Source organism: Afipia sp. GW822-FHT03D08 (genome assembly GCF_058801645.1).
In genome coordinates, this window is the sequence record NZ_JBXANK010000003.1 from 456,328 (window position 1) to 477,159 (window position 20,832).

At 63.3% G+C, this 20,832-nt stretch carries 23 protein-coding genes and 1 pseudogene; 16 read left to right on the plus strand and 8 right to left on the minus strand.

From position 1 onward, the window contains the following. Positions 1-25: 25 nt before the first annotated feature. The 3 genes from AC1RM7_RS21410 to AC1RM7_RS21420 all read left to right on the plus strand — a co-directional run bounded on the left by AC1RM7_RS21410 (position 26) and on the right by AC1RM7_RS21420 (position 2,846). Positions 26-304 (plus strand): hypothetical protein, encoded by a 279-nt coding sequence (locus AC1RM7_RS21410; RefSeq protein WP_024919534.1) that lies wholly within the window; start codon positions 26-28, stop codon positions 302-304. A gap of 4 nt (positions 305-308) precedes the next feature. Beyond that, positions 309-1,568 carry a diaminopimelate decarboxylase gene (gene lysA / locus AC1RM7_RS21415; protein ID WP_024919533.1) on the plus strand — a complete coding sequence of 420 codons (1,260 nt, stop codon included), beginning with the start codon at positions 309-311 and terminating at the stop codon, positions 1,566-1,568. 288 nt (positions 1,569-1,856) lie between these two features. Next, complete coding sequence (locus tag AC1RM7_RS21420; protein ID WP_024919532.1) at positions 1,857-2,846, plus strand: Bug family tripartite tricarboxylate transporter substrate binding protein; 990 nt, start codon at positions 1,857-1,859, stop codon at positions 2,844-2,846. 55 nt (positions 2,847-2,901) lie between these two features. On the opposite strand, the gene AC1RM7_RS21425 is transcribed toward AC1RM7_RS21420, so the two are convergent. Next, the gene (locus AC1RM7_RS21425) at positions 2,902-3,579 is read right to left on the minus strand and encodes a methyltransferase family protein (RefSeq protein WP_024919531.1); all 678 of its coding nucleotides are present in this window, start codon (positions 3,577-3,579) and stop codon (positions 2,902-2,904) included. A 223-nt stretch (positions 3,580-3,802) separates the two neighbouring features. Between AC1RM7_RS21425 and AC1RM7_RS21430 the strand changes: the two genes are divergently transcribed. The 6 genes from AC1RM7_RS21430 to AC1RM7_RS21455 all read left to right on the plus strand — a co-directional run bounded on the left by AC1RM7_RS21430 (position 3,803) and on the right by AC1RM7_RS21455 (position 8,956). Further along, positions 3,803-6,364 carry a TIGR02302 family protein gene (locus AC1RM7_RS21430; RefSeq protein WP_024919530.1) on the plus strand — a complete coding sequence of 854 codons (2,562 nt, stop codon included), beginning with the start codon at positions 3,803-3,805 and terminating at the stop codon, positions 6,362-6,364. 143 nt (positions 6,365-6,507) lie between these two features. Then, positions 6,508-6,903: an ArsR/SmtB family transcription factor gene (locus AC1RM7_RS21435; protein ID WP_024919529.1), complete on the plus strand. Its 396-nt coding sequence runs from the start codon at positions 6,508-6,510 to the stop codon at positions 6,901-6,903. A 62-nt stretch (positions 6,904-6,965) separates the two neighbouring features. Further along, complete coding sequence (locus tag AC1RM7_RS21440) at positions 6,966-7,403, plus strand: VOC family protein (RefSeq protein ID WP_024919528.1); 438 nt, start codon at positions 6,966-6,968, stop codon at positions 7,401-7,403. 39 nt (positions 7,404-7,442) lie between these two features. Then, positions 7,443-7,970, plus strand: a complete 528-nt coding sequence (locus AC1RM7_RS21445) for an SRPBCC family protein (RefSeq protein ID WP_006018812.1) — start codon at positions 7,443-7,445, stop codon at positions 7,968-7,970. Positions 7,971-7,987: 17 nt separating this feature from the next. Then, positions 7,988-8,386, plus strand: a complete 399-nt coding sequence (locus tag AC1RM7_RS21450; RefSeq protein ID WP_024919527.1) for a DoxX family protein — start codon at positions 7,988-7,990, stop codon at positions 8,384-8,386. A gap of 36 nt (positions 8,387-8,422) precedes the next feature. Continuing rightward, the gene (locus AC1RM7_RS21455; RefSeq protein ID WP_024919526.1) at positions 8,423-8,956 is read left to right on the plus strand and encodes an SRPBCC family protein; all 534 of its coding nucleotides are present in this window, start codon (positions 8,423-8,425) and stop codon (positions 8,954-8,956) included. A 21-nt stretch (positions 8,957-8,977) separates the two neighbouring features. Here the strand turns inward: AC1RM7_RS21455 and soxR are convergent, their stop codons facing one another. Then, positions 8,978-9,436, minus strand: coding sequence for a redox-sensitive transcriptional activator SoxR (soxR, locus tag AC1RM7_RS21460; protein WP_024919525.1), 459 nt, complete (start codon positions 9,434-9,436; stop codon positions 8,978-8,980). A gap of 98 nt (positions 9,437-9,534) precedes the next feature. Here soxR and AC1RM7_RS21465 point away from each other — a divergent pair, with 98 nt between their 5' ends. Beyond that, positions 9,535-9,924 carry an antibiotic biosynthesis monooxygenase family protein gene (locus AC1RM7_RS21465; protein ID WP_006018816.1) on the plus strand — a complete coding sequence of 130 codons (390 nt, stop codon included), beginning with the start codon at positions 9,535-9,537 and terminating at the stop codon, positions 9,922-9,924. A 28-nt stretch (positions 9,925-9,952) separates the two neighbouring features. Here AC1RM7_RS21465 and AC1RM7_RS21470 read toward each other — a convergent pair whose 3' ends face one another. Continuing rightward, entirely contained in the window at positions 9,953-10,741 is a 789-nt protein-coding gene (locus tag AC1RM7_RS21470; protein WP_492837358.1) for an SDR family NAD(P)-dependent oxidoreductase, read from the minus strand. 152 nt (positions 10,742-10,893) lie between these two features. On the opposite strand from AC1RM7_RS21470, the pseudogene AC1RM7_RS21475 reads away from it, so the two are divergent. Then, a pseudogene (locus tag AC1RM7_RS21475) lies at positions 10,894-12,106 on the plus strand (multidrug effflux MFS transporter). 1 nt (position 12,107) lies between these two features. On the opposite strand, the gene AC1RM7_RS21480 reads toward AC1RM7_RS21475, so the two are convergent. After that, complete coding sequence (locus AC1RM7_RS21480) at positions 12,108-12,482, minus strand: response regulator (protein WP_024919522.1); 375 nt, start codon at positions 12,480-12,482, stop codon at positions 12,108-12,110. Further along, entirely contained in the window at positions 12,483-13,352 is an 870-nt protein-coding gene (locus tag AC1RM7_RS21485) for an MJ0042-type zinc finger domain-containing protein (protein ID WP_024919521.1), read from the minus strand. It lies immediately after the preceding gene. A gap of 176 nt (positions 13,353-13,528) precedes the next feature. On the opposite strand from AC1RM7_RS21485, the gene ftsE reads away from it, so the two are divergent. The 4 genes from ftsE to AC1RM7_RS21505 all read left to right on the plus strand — a co-directional run bounded on the left by ftsE (position 13,529) and on the right by AC1RM7_RS21505 (position 16,784). Next, positions 13,529-14,188, plus strand: a complete 660-nt coding sequence (gene ftsE / locus AC1RM7_RS21490) for a cell division ATP-binding protein FtsE (RefSeq protein WP_006018821.1) — start codon at positions 13,529-13,531, stop codon at positions 14,186-14,188. Next, positions 14,181-15,143: a cell division protein FtsX gene (locus AC1RM7_RS21495; RefSeq protein ID WP_006018822.1), complete on the plus strand. Its 963-nt coding sequence runs from the start codon at positions 14,181-14,183 to the stop codon at positions 15,141-15,143. The genes ftsE and AC1RM7_RS21495 overlap by 8 nt, the downstream gene beginning before the upstream one ends. 216 nt (positions 15,144-15,359) lie before the next feature. Beyond that, entirely contained in the window at positions 15,360-15,995 is a 636-nt protein-coding gene (locus tag AC1RM7_RS21500; RefSeq protein ID WP_081758565.1) for a YdcF family protein, read from the plus strand. Between the two features lie 12 nt (positions 15,996-16,007). Then, positions 16,008-16,784, plus strand: a complete 777-nt coding sequence (locus AC1RM7_RS21505) for a lysophospholipid acyltransferase family protein (RefSeq protein WP_024919519.1) — start codon at positions 16,008-16,010, stop codon at positions 16,782-16,784. Positions 16,785-16,793: 9 nt separating this feature from the next. Here AC1RM7_RS21505 and AC1RM7_RS21510 read toward each other — a convergent pair whose 3' ends face one another. Beyond that, positions 16,794-17,372 (minus strand): gamma-glutamylcyclotransferase, encoded by a 579-nt coding sequence (locus AC1RM7_RS21510; protein ID WP_024919518.1) that lies wholly within the window; start codon positions 17,370-17,372, stop codon positions 16,794-16,796. 176 nt (positions 17,373-17,548) lie between these two features. Here AC1RM7_RS21510 and AC1RM7_RS21515 point away from each other — a divergent pair, with 176 nt between their 5' ends. Beyond that, complete coding sequence (locus tag AC1RM7_RS21515) at positions 17,549-18,676, plus strand: DUF2125 domain-containing protein (RefSeq protein ID WP_034459905.1); 1,128 nt, start codon at positions 17,549-17,551, stop codon at positions 18,674-18,676. Between the two features lie 105 nt (positions 18,677-18,781). On the opposite strand, the gene AC1RM7_RS21520 is transcribed toward AC1RM7_RS21515, so the two are convergent. Further along, positions 18,782-19,726 carry a prephenate/arogenate dehydrogenase family protein gene (locus tag AC1RM7_RS21520; RefSeq protein ID WP_024919516.1) on the minus strand — a complete coding sequence of 315 codons (945 nt, stop codon included), beginning with the start codon at positions 19,724-19,726 and terminating at the stop codon, positions 18,782-18,784. Further along, complete coding sequence (gene hisC / locus AC1RM7_RS21525; RefSeq protein WP_006018828.1) at positions 19,723-20,817, minus strand: histidinol-phosphate transaminase; 1,095 nt, start codon at positions 20,815-20,817, stop codon at positions 19,723-19,725. Before hisC ends, AC1RM7_RS21520 begins: the two co-directional genes overlap by 4 nt. Between the last annotated feature and the right edge of the window lie 15 nt (positions 20,818-20,832).

Sequence of the window (20,832 nt, forward strand, 5' to 3'; positions counted from 1 at the left end):
GGCGCGCAATTTCAAGGACTGACTCGTGTCTCGTTCTCATCCTTCCTTCTCGAAGCTGACGGCCGTCGGGCTGATTGCACTGTCGTGCGCGCTCGCCGGCTGCGGCCGCAAGGCCTATCTCGATGCTCCTCCGGGGGCGTCCGTGGATCAGACCAACCCGCAGAACTCCGACTTCGGCATTGCTGATCGGAATTCGGCGGGCAGCCTTCAGAGCGAGGTCTATCGGCCGCCCGGCAGTGCCAACGCACCGCTTGCGCCGCGCGGAGAGAAAAAGCGGATTCCGCTCGACGCGATTCTGGACTGATCCCATGAATCATTTCCAGTATCGCAACGGCGTGCTGCACGCCGAAGACGTGAGCTTGGCCCGCCTCGCCGATGAGGTCGGAACGCCGTTCTATTGCTATTCGACTGCCACCCTCGAGCGTCACTACCGGGTGTTCGCCGAGGCCTTTGCGGACGTGCCGTCGCTCGTGTGCTACGCGATGAAGGCGAATTCCAACCAGTCGGTGCTGCGCACCCTGGCCAGGCTCGGCGCCGGCGCCGACGTGGTATCCGGCGGCGAATTGAAGCGCGCGCGGGCCGCCGGCATTCCCGCATCGAAGATTTTGTTCTCCGGTGTCGGCAAGACCGAAGCCGAACTGCGGCAGGCGCTCGCTGAAGACATCCTCTGCATCAATGTGGAGTCCGAGCCCGAACTCGAACTGCTGTCGAAGCTCGCCAGCGAGACGGGGCGGACCGCGCGCATCTCCATCCGCATCAATCCGGATGTCGATGCCAAGACGCATGCCAAGATTTCAACCGGCAAGTCCGAGAACAAGTTCGGCATTCCACTGAGCCGCGCGCGCGAAGTTTACGCCCGCGCCGCGAAGCTGCCCGGCATCAAGGTCACCGGCGTAGATACGCATATCGGCAGCCAGATCACCGATCTCGGCCCGCTGGAGGATGCGTTCAAGCTGATGGTGGATTTCGTCGCAACGCTGCGTGCCGATGGCCATACCATCTCGCATGTCGATTTCGGCGGCGGGCTCGGCATTCCCTATGAGCACGATTTGCCCAATCCGCCGGAGCCCTCCGTCTATGCCGCGATGGTCAAGCGCGTCACCAAGGGGATCGATGCGACATTGATGTTCGAGCCGGGCCGCCTGATCGTGGGCAATGCCGGAATTCTCGTCGCCCGCGTGATCTATGTGAAGCATGGCGATGCAAAGAACTTCGTCGTCATCGATGCGGCGATGAACGACCTCATTCGTCCGACGCTGTATGAAGCGCACCACGACGTGCTGCCGGTTCGCGAAGACGCGGCGCGTAATTTTGTCGCGGACGTGGTCGGACCGGTCTGCGAGACCGGCGACTATCTCGCGCTCGACCGCAAGATGGCCGAACCGAAGCCGGGCGATCTGGTGGCGATCATGACGGCGGGCGCTTACGGCGCGGTGCAGTCCGGCAGCTACAACACCCGCGCGCTGGTGCCCGAGGTTCTTGTGAACGGCGAGCGGTATGCGGTGGTGCGGCCGCGCATCGATGCCGAAGCCCTGATTGCGATGGATCGCGTCGCGTCGTGGCTGTAGCGGCGTAACGCCAAAGGTGCCGCGCTGAGCGGCATTTCCCCAGACAGAAAAATTATCTTCTCATCGCTGTTCCGGCGCGAGATGAATCCGCCAGTGCGCCATATCATTTCGCAATAGCATTTCATTGCTGAAAGGCCGTTGCGAGATGATCTTTAGAGCTCATCGATGCGCTCCGCTCCACTGAAGCGGCCGCGCAGCCGATCAGGTCATCAGCGCGCCTCCCCCGCGATCATGCGGCGAAAGTAGCGATGCACGACAAGTCCTGATCGAAATGGCAGGGGATTCGTCATGCGCTCTTTTGGATTTCATCGTTTTCTTGTCGCAGCGGCTGCTGCATCCAGTCTTCTTGTCGGCATCAGCACGGGCGCTTTCGCGGACGCGTGGCCGAGCCGCACGATCAAGCTGATCGTGCCGTTCCCGGCTGGCGGTGCTGCGGACACCATCGCGCGGATCTACAGCGAGAAGCTCAGCGAGGCGCTGAAGCAGCCTGTCGTGGTTGAAAACAAGGCGGGTGCCGGCACGGCCATCGCGGCTGAAACCGTGGCCGCGGCCGATCCTGACGGATACACGCTGTCGCTGGCGCCCGCGGGACAGCTCACCATTCTGCCGCACGTGAACACGGCCATTAAATTCGATCCGTTCAAGAGTTTCGCGCCGGTATCGCCGTTGGCGTCGGTGCCTTACGTGCTTGCGGCGAGCCCTGACGCGCCGGTATCGAGCGTGAAGGACCTCGTTGCCGCGGCAAAGAAGGAGCCGGGCAAGTTCACCTATTCGTCGTGCGGTCCGGGAACGCTCTGCCATCTGAGCGGCGAACTGTTCAAGAGCCTGACCGGCACGGACTTGCTGCATGTTCCGTTCAAGGGCAGCGCGCCTGCGGTCAATGCCTTGCTCGGCAATCAGGTGAATCTCGCGTTCGATACACTGACTGTGCTCGCGCCCCAGATCAGGGATGGCAAGGTCAAGGGGTTGGCAGTGACAAGCCGCGAACGTTCTCCCTTGCTTCCCAATGTGCCGACCGCCGCGGAAGCCGGCGTGGCTGACTTCGTGGTGGACTCCTGGTTCGGTCTCGTCGTGCCTGCGGCGACGCCGGCACCGATCGTGGAGCGCCTCAACGCGGAAGTGATCCGCATCGGAAAACTCCCGGACGTGCGCGAACGTCTTGAAGCGCAAGGCCTGAGCGTCACCACCTCGACCCCTGAGGCGTTCGCGCAGTTGATCCGCGCCGATTATGAGCGTTGGGGAAGGGTCGTGGACACCGCAGGAACCAAGATTAACTAACGGTCCACGCAGACACAGGCTCCGTGGCTTTGATCGCAGCCGCCCTGGTTGCGATCTACCACACTCCCGGAATCAGCCGGTAACGCACGCGCGAACGGTAAGCATCGTAGCCCGGCAGGTGGATGACAAGAAATCTCTCTTCATCGATCAGGCGCACAGCGACCATCGCGCTCAAGATCGCTGCGGGAATGAAGGCCCACCATGAACCGAGCGCCAGCGGCGTTGCGAGAAACATCAGGATCGCGCCGGAATACATCGGATGGCGGACGACGGCATATGGGCCCGTCGAGATGACCTTCTGGCTTTCGTCAACTTCGACGATGCTGGAGGCGTAGGAGTTTTCGCGAAAAACCAGAAAGATGATGACGTATCCGATCACGACGCCGATGTCGCCCAGGATGATCAGCGCTGCCGGGACATCCGACCAGTGCGAGCGAAAATCGAAACCGGGCACCAGAAACGCAACGACGCCGGACACCGCGGTCAGAGTCTGAATGATCTTCTGACTCTTCTCTTTCTCGGCGACCGGCCCAGCCTTGAGCCGCCGTCCGATCAACGCGTCGTCGTATTTCGCGAGATACAGGATGATGGCGGCGGAGGCGGCGCCCATGATCGCGAGATAGACCCAGCCCTGCCAGAATCTCAGCGACCAGGCCGGGATGAAAAACAGCGCTGCGATGACGAGCAGCGAACGCAGCAATCCGGCGAATGCCTTTCCGGCGTTGGGACTCATTTGTGTGTCTCCGGATTCTTCTGCGCGTGAGGTAACTTGCAGCAACGCGCTTCCAAGGCGGGGAATTGGGGCTGGGCGTCACGCTTTTGTGAAACGGTAGACCGGCTTTTCGGCGGCGGCCTTGGTCTTTGGCCGCAGCTTTGCATGTGGGTACGCAGGACTGAAGCCATGCCTCATTGCCGCCGCTGTGCTAGGCTGCACTGAGTTGACTCTGGAGAGCCTGTTGAACGGACCGACCCCAGACCCATCCGAGCGTCCGCGCGCTGCCGAGGAGGCCCGGCGTCTTCAGCTAGCGCAAGCCTTGCGGCGGGCGCGGCTTGCGGTCGCATGGGAGCGTGGCTGGCCGCACTTCGCGCGGCTGCTGACGGTCGTGGGTCTGTTCCTTGCGGCATCCTGGGCGGGTCTCTGGGTCGCGTTCCCCTTCTCGGTGCGCATTTTTGCATTCGCGGTCTTCGCCCTGCTTGCAGTCGCCGCCCTGGTCCCGGCAATCCGGTTTCGCTGGCCGACACGTGAGGATGCTCTGCGCCGCCTCGATCGCGGAACCGGAATTCCCCATCGTCCGGCCACGGCGCTGACCGATACGCTGAAGTCGCAGGATCCGATCACCCAGGCGCTGTGGCAGGAGCAGCATGCGCGGACACTGGCGTCGATCAAGCGCATCCGCGCCGGTCTGCCGTCGCCGCGTCTCGCGCTTCACGATCCGTGGGCGCTGCGCGCGCTGGTTGTCGTGCTGATGGTCGCGACCTTCATCGCCGCCGGCAGCGATCGTCTGGCGCGCGTCGTCGCGGCGTTCGACTGGGACGGCGCCTTTTCCGCGGCGAATGTTCGCGTCGATGCGTGGGTGACACCGCCGCCCTACACCAGCCGTCCGCCGATCATCCTGTCGAACTCCCTGAACAAGGACGCACCTCCGTCAGACATGGGACCTGTCTCGGTGCCGGCGGGCAGCACGCTGATCGTCCGTTCCAGCGGCGGCAGGCTAGACGTCTCCGCAGCGGGCGGCGTGACGGAAGTCCCGGCGGCAGCGAACGCGCCGCACGGCACCAGCGAGCGGCACTTCACCATTGCCGGTGACGGCACCGCGCATGTCCGCTCGCCGTCGGGCCAGCCGCAATGGACGTTCAGGGCGATGCCTGATCGTGCGCCGAGTATCTCGCTCGCCAAGGATCCCGAGCGCCAGGCCAAGGGCGCGCTGCTGCTGTCCTACAAGCTTGAAGACGATTACGGCGTGACCGAAGCGCAGGCGCAGTTCGCGCCTCGCGCCGGCAAGCAGGAGGACGATAGCGCCAGGCCGCAGCCGCTGTTCGATCCGCCGTCGATTACGCTCGGATTGCCGAACGTGCGCACCCGCAACGGCGTCGGCCAGACCGTCAAGGATCTCAGCGAAAATCCCTATGCCGGCGCGGATGTCACGCTGACGCTGACGGCGAAGGATGAAGCCGGCAACGAAGGGCGCAGCGAGCCGTTCGACATGCGGCTGCCGGAGCGGCTGTTCGTAAAGCCGCTGGCGCGCGCGCTGATCGAGCAGCGCCGCAATCTTGCACTCGATGCCAACCAGAAGCCGCTGGTGCTGATCGCGCTCGATGCGCTGATGATCGCCCCCGAAGCGTTCACACCGGAGCTTGGGCACTATCTCGGTCTGCGCAGCATCGCGTCCCAACTCGGCCATGCCAGTACGCGTGAGGCCATGCGCGAGACTGTCGATAACCTGTGGGCGCTCGCCGTCGCGATCGAAGACGGCAACATCACCGATGTCGAGAAGGCGTTGCGGGCTGCGCAGGACGCCCTGAAGGAAGCGCTCGATCGCGGCGCCAGCGACGAAGAGATCAAGAAGCTGACGGAGAACCTGCGCGCTGCGCTGGATAAATTCATCCGGCAACTGGCCGAGCAGCAGCGTAACAACCCGCAGCAACTGGCGCGGCCGCTGGACCCCAATGCCAAGGTGTTGAGTCAGCAGGATCTCAAGAACATGATCGATCGCATGGAGCGGCTGTCGCGCTCCGGCGACAAGGATGCCGCGCGGGCGCTGCTCGAGCAGTTGCAGCAGATGCTGGAAAACCTGCAGATGGCGCAGCCGGGGCAGGGCGACGGCGAGATGGAGCAGGCGCTGAACGAACTCGGCGACATGATCCGCAAGCAGCAGCAACTGCGCGACAAGACATACAAGCAGGGCCAGGATTCGCGCCGGGACCGCAGCCGCGGCGAGCAGGGCGACCAGAACCAGATGGAGGGCCTGCGTCAGGACCAGCAGGCGCTGCGCGACCGGCTGAGCAAGCTGCTCGACGATATGAAGAAGAACGGCATGATGCCGGGGCGGCGCGGTGACAAAGGCCAGCCGGGTCAGGGGCAGCAGCCGGGCCAGGGACAGGACGGCCAGCAGGACGACGGCGACGCGCTTGGCGACGCCGATTCGGCGATGGGCGACGCGGGCAACCAGCTTGGCCAGGGCAATGCCGACAGCGCGGCGGATTCGCAGGGCCGTGCGCTCGAAGCCTTGCGCAAGGGTGCGCAGAATCTCGCGCAGTCGATGCAGCAGGGCGAAGGGCAGGACGGCGGCCCGGGCAATCGCACGGGCCGTCAACAGAACAGCGGCAACACCACCGATCCGCTCGGGCGGCCGCTCAATGGCCGCGAGTGGAGTGACGATCTCACCGTGAAGATCCCCGGCGAGATCGATGTGCAGCGCGTGCGGCGGATTCTCGAAGAGCTGCGCCGCCGTCTCGCGGACCCGCAGCGGCCGCAGATCGAGCTCGATTACATCGAGCGTTTGCTCAAGGATTATTGAGCCTCACGCCGCCGCTGCTCGCCTCTGGCCGCCGCGGAATAGCCCACACGATTTTTTCAGATCAGGAGAGCGCTTGACAGTTTCAGGCTACGGCTGTACTTAACCAAAAGGTTATTTAACCGAATGGTTACATGAGAACGCCGATGGACCCGCTCAGCACCAAATTCGCAGCACTGGCAGACCCCACCCGCCGCGCCATTCTCGCCCGGCTGGTGCTCGGCGAAACCTCGGTCACGGAGCTCGCCGAACCGTTCGCCATGAGCATGCCGGCGGTCTCGAAGCATCTGAAGGTGCTGGAGCATGCCGGTCTGGTGACGCGCGGCCGCGCGGCGCAGTGGCGTCCATGCAAGATCGAACCGGCGGCGCTCAAGGAAGTCGACGACTGGCTCGAGAGCTATCGCCGGTTCTGGGAGTCGGGACTGGATCGCCTCGAGGAATATCTCGGCGAGCTGCAGGCGAAAGAGACGCTGGAAGCTGCCCCAAAGCCGCGCAAGACGGCGAAGCGGAAACCTCCACGGCGCGCGCCTTCAAAGAAATAAAGCGCCGCCTTGCGGCGACGCTCGCACATCACATCAAGCACCCCAAAGTAACGGAGTTACCCATGGCCGACCAATCAGCTCAGCTTCCCCCGCTCGTTCCGCATCTCGTGGTCGATGGCGCCGTCGATGCGCTGGCATTCTACAGCAAGGCCTTCGGTGCGACCGAAACGCTGCGCATGCCGGCGGAAGACGGCAAGCGTCTGATGCACGCCCAGATGACCGTGAACGGCGCGGCCGTGTATCTGATGGACTACTTCCCGGAGTATTGCAGCCACGGCGACGGCAAGACCGAATCTCCCGGCAAGCTCGGCAGCTCGACATTCCTTATCCATCTCGAAGTGCCGAACTGCGACGAAGCCTACAAGCGCGCGATCGCCGCCGGCGCCACATCGATCCTCGAGCCCTGGGATGCATTCTGGGGCGCGCGTTACGCGCAAGTGCGCGATCCGTTCGGTCACGGCTGGAGCCTCGCGCATCCGCAGCCGGCGCCAGCCGCCTGATCGCCGGCGCCCAAAGCAATATCTTTCGGAGAAAAGAAAATGGCTTCAGCTCAATCCGCCGTTGCGGAAACCTACAGCAAGGAATTCGTCATCGAGCGTCTGTTCGATGCGCCGCGCGACCTCGTCTGGAAAGTGTTCACCCAGAGCGATCATTTGATGAAATGGTGGGGCCCCAAGGGTTTCAAGATGCTCGTCGGCGATCTCGATCTCCGGCCGGGCGGGACCTTTCACTACGGCATGCAGGCGCCGGACGGCAGCGAGATGTGGGGCAGGTGGGTGTTCCGCGAGATCGTCAAGCCCGAGCGGCTGGTCTTTGTCAGTTCGTTTTCCGACAAGGATGGCGGTCTCTCGCGTCATCCGATGGCGCCGACATGGCCGATCGAAATGCTGGGGACCGCAACCTTCATCGATAAGGGCGGCAAGACCCTGCTGGTCAATCGCACGGTCGCGCTCAATGGCTCGGATGAAGAACGTGCGACCTTCGAGGGCAACTTCGCCAGCATGACGCAGGGGTGGGGCGGAACGTGGGATCAGCTCGCCGCGTATCTCGCATCGCTGCAAGCCTGACATCCGGAGCAGGCACCATGAACGAGCTTGTTCCGATTTCGACGACGGCGCTGTGGACCGGACGTGTCCTCAGCGGCCTCGTGATCGTGTTCCTGCTGTTCGACGCCGTCATCAAGCTGATTCCGCTCGATGTCGTCGTCGAGACATCGCGCCAGCTTGGTATTCCGACGAATCTCGCGGTGACGCTGGGTGTGCTGACCCTGCTTGGCACGCTGCTCTATGCGTATCCGCGGACCTCGGCGCTCGGCGCGATTTTGCTGACCGGATATCTCGGCGGCGCGATCTATGTGCACGTGCGCGCCGGCAGCCCACTGTTCAGCCACACGCTGTTCGGCGTCTATCTTGGCATTCTGCTCTGGGGCGGGCTCTACCTGCGCGACGAGCGGCTGCGTCTGATTTTCCCCTGGCGTCGCTGACGCCCGAACTCAATCACATCTGAGACGGAGAGTAACATGACGACCCTGATGTATATTGCCATCATCCTGGCGATTGTGATCGCGATCGTTCTCGTCCTCGCTGCGCTACGGCCGAACACGTTCCGCATCGAGCGTTCGATCGATATCAATGCACCGGCGGACAAGATCTTTCCGCTGATCAACGATTACAAAAACTGGGGGTCATGGTCGCCCTACGAGCATGTCGATCCCGCCATGCAGCGGACCTTCAGCGGTGCGCCGAACGGCAAGGGCTCCGTGTACGAATGGCGCGGCAACAAGAATATCGGCCATGGCCGCATGGAGATCCTCGATGCGACGCCGTCGTCGAAGATCGTCATCAAGCTGGATTTCTTCAGCCCGTTCGAGGCCCACAACATCGCCGAATTCACCATGCGGCCGCTGGGCAGCACGACGACCGTGACGTGGGCCATGCATGGTCCGGCGCCCTACATGGCGAAGATCATGCACATGGTCTTCAAGATGGATCGCATGGTCGGCGGCCAGTTTCAGCAGGGCCTGACCAGCATGAAGGCGGTTGCGGAAAAGTGACGGAGCGATGCGGTGTCCATGCTATCGATCAAACAATCGTGCGCCCGGACCCCGCTCACTCGCCTTGTCACCCGGATTGCGCAATGGGCAGGTCTTCAGCGACAGGCAACCGCATCCGATACAGCCGCTCAACTGGTCGCGCAGGCGGGTCAATGTGGCGATCCGGTCGTCGAGATCGGTGCGCCACGCCGCCGACAGCCTGGCCCAGTCCCTGACCGTCGGGACGCGTCCGTCGGGCAGCGACGCCAGCGCATTGCGGATTGTCGCCAGCGGCAATCCGGTGCTCTGCGCTACCTTGATGACGGCGACACGGCGCAACACCGCTCGCGGATAGCGGCGCTGATTGCCGCGGTTCCGCGAACTCGTAATCAGTCCCTTGGATTCATAGAAGTGAAGAGTGGAGACAGGGACACCGCAGCGTTCAGCCACCTCGCCGACGCTCAGCTCCCGTGCAATTCCGGTGGGCTTGTTCTGCTTCATCGTCGCTTGACCTCAACCATAGTTGAGGTTCTAGGCTGCCCTCATCGCCGCCGCAAGCATCGCAACGTGGTGAGTGACCGACAATCAGAGATGGAAACATGCCAGAAGCGAAGTATCAGGATCGGAATCAATCACAGGACAGCCCACCGCGGCCGTTCGTGCTCATCAACAGTTTCACGCCCAAGCCGGGTAAGATCGACGAACTGGCGAACCTGCTCGGGGCAGCGCGCGATCGCTTCGCCGACCGTGTCCCCGGTTTTCACGGCGGCCGGGTCTACCGCGACGTCGATGGAAACTCGGCTCTGCTCATCAGCGTGTTTGAAACCGAAGATCACTACGAAGACTGGATCTCGACCGCGATGTTTGCCGAATATCAGAGGCAGATCACGGATATTACCGACGGCATGGGACAATCCCGGATCGAAGCCGGCCGTCCACGGCGAACCGGCAGCCGCAGAACGATGCACATGGGAGACGCAGCCGCTTAAACGTCGAAATGGCGGACGTGACCTGTTCTCAGCCGTTGCGGCCCTCGCCGCGCAGTGTCGGCAGGCCGATGCCGGTAGCTTCGAATCCGCCGTCGACGCAAAGCATCTGTCCGGTGATGTAACTGGCGCGGTCGCTGCACAGGAAGAAGATCGCCTCCGCGAGTTCTTCTTCGAGGCCGTAGCGGTTGAGCGGAATGGTGTCGTGATAGTCGGCGCGGATCGCAGGCGTGTGCACCGCCTTCGCCATCGCGGTGTCGACCGGGCCCGGCGCAACGGCGTTGACGCGAATCCCGAGCGTGGCGAGTTCGACCGCGAACTGCTTGGTGAGATGAGCCAGGCCGGCCTTGCTCGTGCCGTAGGCCGTGCGCAGCGTCGAGGCGCGAAGCGCCGAAATCGAGGTGATGTTTACGATCGCTCCGCCGCCGGTCTCGCGCATCGGCGGCGCTGCCGCCTGGGTGCAAAGGAACGGACCGGTCAGATTGACCGCCAGGACGCGATCCCAATCGGCCTGCGTCGTTTCCAGCAGCGGCTTGAAGATCGCGATGCCGGCATTGTTGACCAGCGCATCGAGCCGTCCGAAATGCTGGATCGCCTGCTTGAATGCCGCAGCGACCGCGTCGGCATCCGATACATCGCAATGGATTGCCAGCGTGGTCTCGGGTGCTGCAAGCGCCTTGAAAGTCTGGGCAAACAGATCTTTTTCGATGTCGAGCAGCGCGACCTGCCAGCCTTCCGCCAGAAACCGTTTCGCAGCGGCAAGCCCGATGCCGCGCGCCGCGCCGGTCACCAGCGCGACCTTCTGTTGTCCCTTGGTCATGTCCCGTCCCGTTTCTTGATTGACGCCATCGGCGCTCTCCATGGCATTGACCATTTTTCGCGGGCCCCCACAACAACTTCGCATGCCGGCCACGCGGTCTGATCGCGCGTCCGCTCACACAAACGACAACAATACTCAGGATACGTCACGCCATGTCTTCTACATCATCAAGCTTTGCCAGGAACGCGATCGTGCTCGGCCTGCTGTCCGCGATCGGGCCCTTTGCCATTGACATGTATCTGCCCGCGCTGCCGGCGATCGCGGCGGATCTCCAGGCGTCCACCGCGGCCACCCAGATGACGCTGATGGCGTTCTTCGTGGCGTTCGGGGTTTGCCAGATCGTCTATGGTCCGGTCTCCGACATGGTGGGCCGCAAGCCGCCGCTCTATTTCGGGATCGTCGTCTTTGCGCTCGGCAGCATCGGCTGCGGACTTGCGCCGAGTATCGCGTGGCTAATCTTCTTCCGGTTCGTGCAGGGCCTTGGCGCGGCGGCGGTGATGGTGATTCCCCGCGCGGTGATCCGCGACCTGCATACTGGCGTCGATGCGACACGCCTGATGTCGCTGGTGATGCTGGTGTTCAGCGTGTCGCCGATCCTGGCGCCGCTGGTCGGCAGCGGGCTGATCGTCCCGTTCGGGTGGCGCTCCGTGTTCGCTGCCGTCACCGTTGCATCGGTTATCTCGTTTCTGCTGGTCGCTTTCGTGCTTCACGAGACCCGGCCGCCCGAGGAACGCGTGGAAGTCAGCGTCCGCAGCGTGCTTGACGGTTTTGCCGAACTGTTCCGCGACTGGCGCCTTTCTCGGGCTGACATTCATCGGCGGTTTCGGCATGGCGAGCTTCTTTGCCTTCCTTGCCAGTTCGTCCTTCATCTATATGGGGCACTTCGGCCTGACGCCGACCCAGTACGGCCTGACATTCTCGCTCAACGCCATCGGCTTCATCGGCGCTTCCCAGTTCAGCGCATATCTTGCATCACGCTTCGGCATCACGCGGGTGGTGTCGGTGGCGGTGACCTGCTTCACGGTGGCGACGCTGGCTCTGTTTGCGGTGACCGCCGCCGGTGTCGACAGCCTCGCTGTGCTGGTTGTGATGCTGTTCATCGCCAACGCCTGGCTTGGGCTGGTGATTCCTTCCACCATGGTGCTGTCGCTGGAAGATCATGGTCCGATCGCCGGCATGGCGTCGGCGCTGGGCGGAACGTTGCAGATGATCACGGGCGCGGTGACGATCGTTGTCGCCAGCGCATTCTTCAACGGAACGGCGCTGCCGATGGTGACCACGATTGCGGTGTGCGCGGTCGCGGCTTTCATCCTGACGCGGCTGACGCTCGGTCCACGCAAGACCGTCTCGCAACTGGCGGAGTGACCTAACCGCTGCGCGACGCCAGTGCGTCCGCAACCGCCGTGCGGATGTCTGCCACCGCAAACGGCTTGGTGATGACGTCGTGGACGATGGCTTCCAGCCCGGACGCCCGCTCGCGCTGATCGGCGAAGCCCGTCATCAGCAAAATCGTCAGCCGCGGGAAATCGCGCGCGGCGGCCAGCGCCAGCGCGATTCCGTCCATCACCGGCATTTTGATATCGGTCAGCAGAAGATCGAACGCGCCCTCGTCACGGGTCAGGATTTCAAGCGCCTCGGCGCCGTCTTCCGCCGTGACAATCTCATGACCGTCCATGGCGATCGCACGCGCCACCAGCAGGCGCATCGACTCCTCGTCGTCGGCGATCAAAACGCGGGACATTCAGGTTCCTCCGGTCGCGATATCCCGCTTGTGGAAGAACCTCACGGCAATTTCGCGGCCTTCGGCCGGCGGCGATGCCAGCCGTGTCTTGAACCATGCCCGCTCGCCGGGATTGAGCACGGGCTGCTCCAGCACGGCATTCCACGCATAGATGTCCGCGCCATTGGCATCGCGCACGATGAATCGCAGCCGCGGAATTTCCACCGACCGGCGAGCGACATCGATGATGGCTCCCTCGATCAGCAAGACCGTCTTGTTGTTCACTGTCTCGGTGCTGATCTTGAGATCCTCGAAGGCGAGGCCGCGCAGGTTCACACCCATACCGATCATTTTGAAGAACGCGGCGGTTTGCGGCATCGCGCGCACCACGTCGGCGCGCCAGGCGAGCAGGGCGAACACCACCGCGCCGAGCGCCATGCAGGCGGTCGGCAAGGTCAGCACACCGGGGAGAGCTTTTGCCCAGTTCGCGGACTTCAGGAACGGTGCGAGGGATGAGCCAAGCTTCCCGAACCGGGAGGGTTTGGCCGGGCGGGCGTCGGTCATGGCCTCCTGCTGGGCCAGGGCGGTCCAGTCGGCTTCGACGGCTTGTTGCGCGGCCGGGGGCTGCGGCCATTCACTGGAAATGGATGGGCTTTCGACATGCGGCACATCGCTGCGGTGCCAATCGCCTGATCCGCCATCCTGTGCGCCAAAGCCGTCCTGCGGAGGGACGTCTTCCACGTCGTACCCGGACATGGCCGAGGCTAGTTCCTGCGGCACGGCGAGCCAGACTTCCTGGCAGCGGGCGCAACGGACGCGGCGCCCCGCCGCGCTGAAATTCGCCGGATCGACCGCGTAAGATGTCGTACAATGGGGGCAAACGATGTGCATGGAATCGCCAGAATGAACGCACCGGAATCAGACGGCTAGAAGCTATCTGGCGTCCGTTAACGAATCGGAAACCATAACGGACGCAAAAGCGTTTTATGGCATCCGTCGCTGCGGTTGCCGGCCGAACGGGGGCACCCGGGCGGCGTCTCCATCGGTCATGTCGAACGGAGCTGAGATTGGTCCGGTTCGAAAATGTCGGTTTGCGTTACGGGCTCGGCCCGGAGATTCTGCGCGACCTGACCTTCCAGATCCCCGCCCGCTCATTCCAGTTTCTCACCGGACCGTCCGGCGCCGGCAAGACCTCGCTGCTGCGCATGCTGTTCCTGTCGCTGCGGCCGACGCGGGGTCTGGTCAATCTGTTCGGCAAGGATGTGTCGCTGCTCGACAAGGACGCGCGCGCGGACCTGCGTTCGCGCATCGGTATCGTGTTGCAGGACTTCCGGCTGCTCGACCACATGACGACATATGAAAACGTCGCGCTGCCGTTCCGCGTCATGGGACGCAGCGAATCCAGCTATCGCAAGGAAGTCATCGATCTGCTCAACTGGGTCGGTCTCGGCAAGCGAATGGATGCGCTGCCGCCGATCCTGTCGGGGGGCGAGAAGCAGCGCGCCGCGATTGCGCGCGCGGTCATCTCCCGGCCGCAACTGCTGCTGGCGGACGAGCCGACCGGCAACGTCGATCCGTCGCTGGCGCGGCGGCTGCTCAGTCTTTTCATTCAATTGAACAAGTCCGGCACCGCCGTCATCATCGCGACCCACGACATCGCGTTGATGGATCAATACGAGGCGCGGCGCATGGTGCTGCATGAATCGCGGCTGCACATCTATGATTGATGACCGGAAGATCATGATGGATCTGGGCGACAACACGTCGGAAGTCACGGCGAGTGCGCGCAACCTGTCGCCGATCGTCCCGCGTGGATCGATTTCGGGGCGCGCGCTGATCGCGGTCGTCGCCATCATGACATATCTGGCGTCGATGACCACCGGAGCGGTGTTGCTGGTGCGCGCATCGGCAGCCGAATGGCAATCAGATGTCTCCAGCGAACTCACGATCCAGTTGCGGCCCTCGCCAGGCCGCGACATCGAGCGCGATGTTCGCAGCGTCATCGATGCGGCGCGTGCGCAGCCCGGAATTCTGGAAGTGCGGCCATTCAGCAAGGCCGAGTCGGCGCGGCTTCTGGAGCCGTGGCTGGGCACCGGACTGTCGCTCGACGATCTTCCCGTTCCGCGCGTGATCGTCCTGCGCGTCGCGCCGGGTTCGACGCCGGATCTTGCGGCCCTGCGCCGCAGTGTCGCGCAGGCCGCGCCGTCCGCCACCATCGACGATCATCGTGCGTGGATCGAGCGCATGCGATCGATGACCGGCGCGATTGTTCTGGCCGGCACCGGCATTCTGATCCTCGTGATCGTGGCGACCGTAATCTCGGTGTCGTTTGCCACACGCGGTGCGATGGCGGCCAACCGGCCGATCGTCGAGGTGCTGCATTTCGTGGGTGCGCAGGATCGCTACATCGCCAACCGTTTCCTCCGCCATTTTCTGCGGCTGGGTCTCGAGGGCGGTCTGATCGGGGGCCTCGCCGCGATGCTGACATTCGGATTTTCGGAATCCATCGCAAGCTGGTTCTCGGGGACGCCGGTGGGCGATCAGTTCGCGGCGCTATTGGGGACGTTCGCGCTGCCGGCCTCGGGTTATCTCGCGCTTGCCGCCCAGACCCTGATGATCGCCGCAGTCACGGCGTGGGCTTCGCGGCGAACGCTGTTTGCGACCCTTGAAGAAATCGACTGAGTGTGTTTTCAGGCGAGGAAAGCGCCGGCTTCGGCTGAAGATAACCTGTCAAAACATGGTGTTGGCGGCGTTTGAGGCCACAGCCGCGCCGGATTTTGATATAGACTGAGAACCGCGCGACAACGCGATCTGCGCCTGAGCGAGTTGAGATTGCCCGAGACCATACACAGCCGGGATACCACGCCGACGCACGGGCGCTTGCGCCATCGCGTCGTGATGCTGGCCTGTGCCGGAATTCTTCTCTTTATCGGACTGGGCTTTGTCGACTTCCTGTCGCGGGTGCCGCCATCCGAGGAAAAGCCGTCGCGCAACGCCGACGGCATCGTGGTTCTCACCGGCGGCTCGTCGCGCGTCTCGGACGCGCTGGAATTGTTGTCGGTGGGATATGGCCGGCGGCTGCTGATCTCCGGCGTGCACCCGACCAACGGCTACAGCGATATTCAGCGCACGCTGCCCGACAGCCAGCGCCTGCTTACCTGCTGCGTCGATCTGGACCGGTCGGCGGTCAATACCCGCAGCAATGCGACGGAGACGCGGCGCTGGGTGGTCGAGCGCGGCTTCCACTCCCTGATTGTGGTGACGTCGAATTATCACATGCCGCGCGCCATCGTTGAACTGTCCCACGCCATGCCCGATATCGAACTGGTTCCGTTTGCCGTGGTCGGCGACAAATGGCGCGAGGAGCCCTGGTGGACGAGTGGCGCCGCATTGCGGCTCCTGCTATCGGAATACGCGAAGTATGTTTTTGCGCAGACGCGGGTCGCTTTCGGCGGCGTGGGGCAGGGCGGCATGCCGGAAATCGGCACACAGGCTGTCCCGCCATCGAAGCCGGCCACTGCGTCCGCTAACTAATCAGGTCTGTCGATGGTTTCGGTATTTTTGCGTTCGCTGCTCTATAATGTTGTTTTCTATCTGAACCTTGCTTTCTGGGTGATCCTCGGACTCCCGACGTATGCGATGCCGCGCGCGGGCATTGTCTGGATCGCGACCAACTGGGGCAAGACGAGCATCTGGTGGATGCGGATCATCTGCAACACCAGGGTCGAATATCGCGGCCTCGATAAAATTCCGAAAGGTCCGCTGATCGTCGCCTCGAAACATCAGTCGGCCTGGGAAACCTTCGCGCTGCTGCAATTCTTCGATCAGCCGCTTTACATCCTCAAGCGCGAACTGACATGGCTGCCGCTGTTCGGCTGGTATCTGCTCAAGGCCGGCATGATCGGCGTCAACCGCAGCGCCGGCGGCCGCACATTGATCGACATCACCAAGCGCGCCGCCGAGGAAATCAGGCGCGGCCGTCAGCTCTTAATTTTTCCGGAAGGAACGCGCCGCGCTGTCGGCGCGCCGCCGGACTACAAGAATGGCGTCAGCCTGATCTATGGCGAGGCCGGCGTGCCCTGTATTCCCGTCGCGCTGAACTCCGGTCTGTTCTGGCCGCGCCGGACTTTCCTGCGTTATCCCGGAACGATCGTGATCGAATTCCTCGATCCGATCCCGCCGGGTCTGAAGCGTCAGGAGTTTACGCCGCGCCTGCAAGCCGCGATCGAAGAGGCGACCGATCGGCTGGTGAAGGCGGGACGCGAGGAACAGGTGCGCCTGATCGGGTTTTCTGCGCCGGTGGCAGCGTCGGTCAGATACTGATCGTATTGACTAGCTGTGGCGGTGCAGGGCGCCTTCGCCATGGAGCATCGCCGCGAGACGATGCAGCGGCGCGTCACGGATGCCTTGCGCCTCCAGTGCGCTTACCGTCGCAATGACGTATTCGTCGTTCGGCCCATACGCGCCGTGACCTTGGCGGACGAGCCGTAACTGCTCGTCAATGGTCAGACGTCCCGCGTACTGATCGTGACTGCGGTCGGCGACATAGGCGAGCGCCCTAACGCGCGCATCGCCCTTGAGCCAGACCGAGCGCATGACTTCGCGATAGACCCCGGTGACCTGCTCGCGTTCGCGCAAGTAAGCGACGGTGGCTTTTCGCTCAGCCGCCGCCACCCGGAACGCGACGCCCTGACAGGCTCCGCCGCGATCGAGCCCCAGCACCAGTCCGGGTTTTTCGTAGGTGCCGCGATGGACCATCGAGTAGATGCACAGCGAGCGATGCTCGCCGATCAGCCGCGCCGGCTTCTGTTCGAGGAAAGCAAAACCCGGCTTCCAGATCAGCGATCCATAGCCGAACACCCACAGGTCGCCCTCGGGAAACTCGGATTCGGCAAGGATCTTTGCGGCCATGATTGTTTACCTGGTCGATCACGCCTACCAGCCCGATGACGTGCGTGCAACCATATGGACTTCAACGCGATTTACGAGAACAGTGCATCTTTCAATTGCCTGATTCCGGTGCTCTAGCTCCCGCCATGCATACATCTCCAGCCGTTCCGCGCCGCCGCCTCTGGCCCGTTTTCGTGATGCCTGTTCTGGTCCTCGTCGCAGCCGCGGCGTGGAGCGGGTTCTGGTTCTATGCCGCGTCTCATGTCGATGAGAAATTCGACGAGTGGCGCACCCGCGAGGCGAAATCCGGCCGCGTCTATGAATGCGCCAATCGTTCGGTCGCAGGATTCCCCTTCCGCATGGAAGTCCGATGCACCGATCCGGTGGTGACGCTGACGTCGCAAACTGCCGACCAGACACAGCTCACCGCGCGCTTGAAGGATATTCTGGTCGTCGCGCAGGTTTACGATCCGACGAAAATCATCGCCGAATTCACCGGTCCGGCTACCGTCGCAAGCCGGGGCGAAGCGCCGTCGTTCGTCGCCGGCTGGACCACAGGCCGTGCCAGTGCGTCCGGTCTGCCCACGCCGCAGCGCGTCTCGCTGGTGTTCGACGATCCGGCGCTCGATCGCATGAGCGGTTCAACGCAGTCGCCACTGTTGCGTGCAAAACATCTCGAGCTGCATACGCGCCTGCTGGAAGGCTCGTTGTCCAACAATCCCGTGGTGGAAACCGCGCTTCAGGTGACAGCCGGAAGCCTGCAGGGATTGCATCCGATTCTCGCCGAGCCGTTTGACGCAGACATCCGCGCGTTGCTGCGCGGCCTGAAAGACTTTGCACCGAAGCCTTGGCCCGAACGCTTTCGCGAAATCCAGGCTGCGGGCGGCCGTCTCGACTTCACCCAGTCCCGCGTGCAGCAGGGCGAGACCATCGCGGTCGCCGCAGGTTCGCTGGCCCTGACGCCGGCCGGTTATCTCGACGGCGAACTGACGATGACGGTTGCCGGGCTTGAGCGCATCGTATCGCTGCTTGGCATCGACAAACTCCTGATGGAGGGCGTGCCGCAATCGTCAGTCGATCGCATCGCGCCCGGCATCAGCGCACAGGACGTCAACAAGGTAATCGGTGCGCTCGACCGGATGATTCCGGGCCTCGGCAATGTCGCGCGCAAGAACGCCAATGCCGGCGTGGTCGCGGGCATCAACATGCTCGGTCAGGCCTCGACGCTCGAAGGCAAACCCGCGCGGGCGTTTCCGCTGAAATTCACCGAGGGCGTGATTTCCATCGGCCCTCTGCGGATCGCGCAGACCGCGCCGCTGTTTTGAGTTTTCCGTCATTGCGAGGAGCGAAGCTACGAAGCAATCCACTTTGATTCAGGAATGGATTGCTTCGCTACGCTCGCAATGACGTGTTGATAGATCAGAGGTAATCTACTTCCCGTCCGGCTTCGGCAAATTTGCATGCTTGCGGCCGAAGTCGGGATCGGCGGTTTCCTGACCAAGGCTGACGATGCCGCGGCGGATCGCGCGGGTCCGCGTGAAGTGATCGAACAGCGCGTCGCCGTCGCCGCGCCGGATCGCGCGGGTGAGCTTCGAGAGATCTTCCTGAAACGCGCCGAGCATTTCCAGCACGGCATCCTTGTTGGCAAGGAACACGTCGCGCCACATGGTCGGGTCGGATGCGGCGATGCGGGTGAAGTCGCGGAAGCCGCCCGCCGAGAATTTCAGCACTTCCGCCTGCGTCACGTCTTCCAGTTCATCGGCGGTGCCGACGATGGTGTAGGCGATCAGATGCGGCAGGTGACTGGTGACGGCGAGCACGAGGTCATGATGATCGGCGGCCATGGTCTCGACATTGGCGCCGAGCGCGCGCCAGAATGCCGCGAGCTTCTCGACGGCGGCCGGATCGGCGTCCGGCGGCGGCGTCAGGATGCACCAGCGGTTGATGAACAGTTCGGCGAAGCCTGAATCGGGGCCGGAATGTTCGGTGCCCGCAACGGGATGCGCCGGAACGAAATGCACGGTCTTCGGCAGATGCGCGGACATATCCCGCAGCACCATGCCTTTGACGGAGCCGACATCGGAGACGATGGCGCCCGGTTTGAGATGCGGCGCAATTTCCTCCGCGACCGGTCCACACGCGCCGACCGGGATGGACAGGATCACGAGGTCAGCGTCCTTCACGGCCTCCGCGTTCGTCTCCACCACGCGATCGACGAGGCCAAGCTCCTGCACCCGGGCGCGGGTCGCCGGCGAACGCGCTGTGGTCACGATCTCGCCGGCAAGCCCCTGAGCGCGCGCCGCGCGCGCGATCGAGCCGCCGATCAGGCCGAAGCCGATCAGCGCGATCCGTCCGAACATGGGTGTGGTACTCACTTCTGCCCCATGAATTCGGCAAGCGCCGCAACCACGAGGCGGTTGGCTTCCTCGGTGCCGACGGTCATGCGCAGGGCATGCGGCAGCTTGTAGTTCTTCAGCGCGCGCAGGATCAGCCCGCGCCTGGTGAGGAACGCGTCGGCATCTTCCGCCGTCTTGCCCTTCGTTTGCGGGAAGTGGATCAGCACGAAGTTCGCCACGCTCGGCGTCACCTCAAGCCCGAGCTTGCCGATTTCATCGGTCAGCCAGGTGCGCCAGGTGTCGTTATGCGCGCGGGACTGGTTCTGATGCTCGGTGTCTTCCAGCGACGCGATGGCTGCTTCGGAGGCGGGCGTCGAGACATTGAACGGGCCGCGAATGCGGTTCACCGCATCGATGATGTTGGCAGGGCCGTACATCCAGCCGACGCGCAGCGCCGCGAGGCCGTGAATCTTCGAGAAGGTGCGCGTCATCACCGTGTTGTCGGTGGTGGCCACCATCTCGATGCCGGCCTCATAGTCGTTCTTCGAGACGTATTCAGAATAGGCCGCGTCGATCACCAGCAGCACATGCGACGGCAGTCCCGCGCGCAGGCGCTTGACCTCGTCGAACGGCACATAGGTGCCGGTCGGGTTGTTCGGATTGGCCAGCCAAACCATCTTGGTGCGCGGCGTCACCGCGGCGAGGATCGCATCGACGTCGGCGGTGTAGTTCTTCTCCGCCGCGATCACATTGATGGCGCCGTTGCCCATGGTCGCGATCGGGTAAACCAGAAAGCCGTGGGTGGTGTGGATCGCCTCGTCGCCGGGGCCGAGATAGGTGTGCGCGAGATAGTTCAGCAGTTCGTCCGAACCCGCGCCGCAGATGATGCGGTCGGGATCGAGGCCGTAGGTGCGTCCGATGGTTTCGCGCAGCGCGCGCGAGGTGCCTTCCGGGTAATCCTCCAGATGATCGGCTGCGGCCTTGTAAGCGGCAATGGCTTTCGGCGACGGCCCGAGCGGGGTCTCGTTCGCGGACAGCTTGAAGACGCGGCCGGTCAGCCCGGCGCCGCTCTTGCCCGGCGTGTAAGGCGCAATATCGAGAATTCCTGGCTTCGGCACAGGACGAGACATCAACTCAACTCCGAA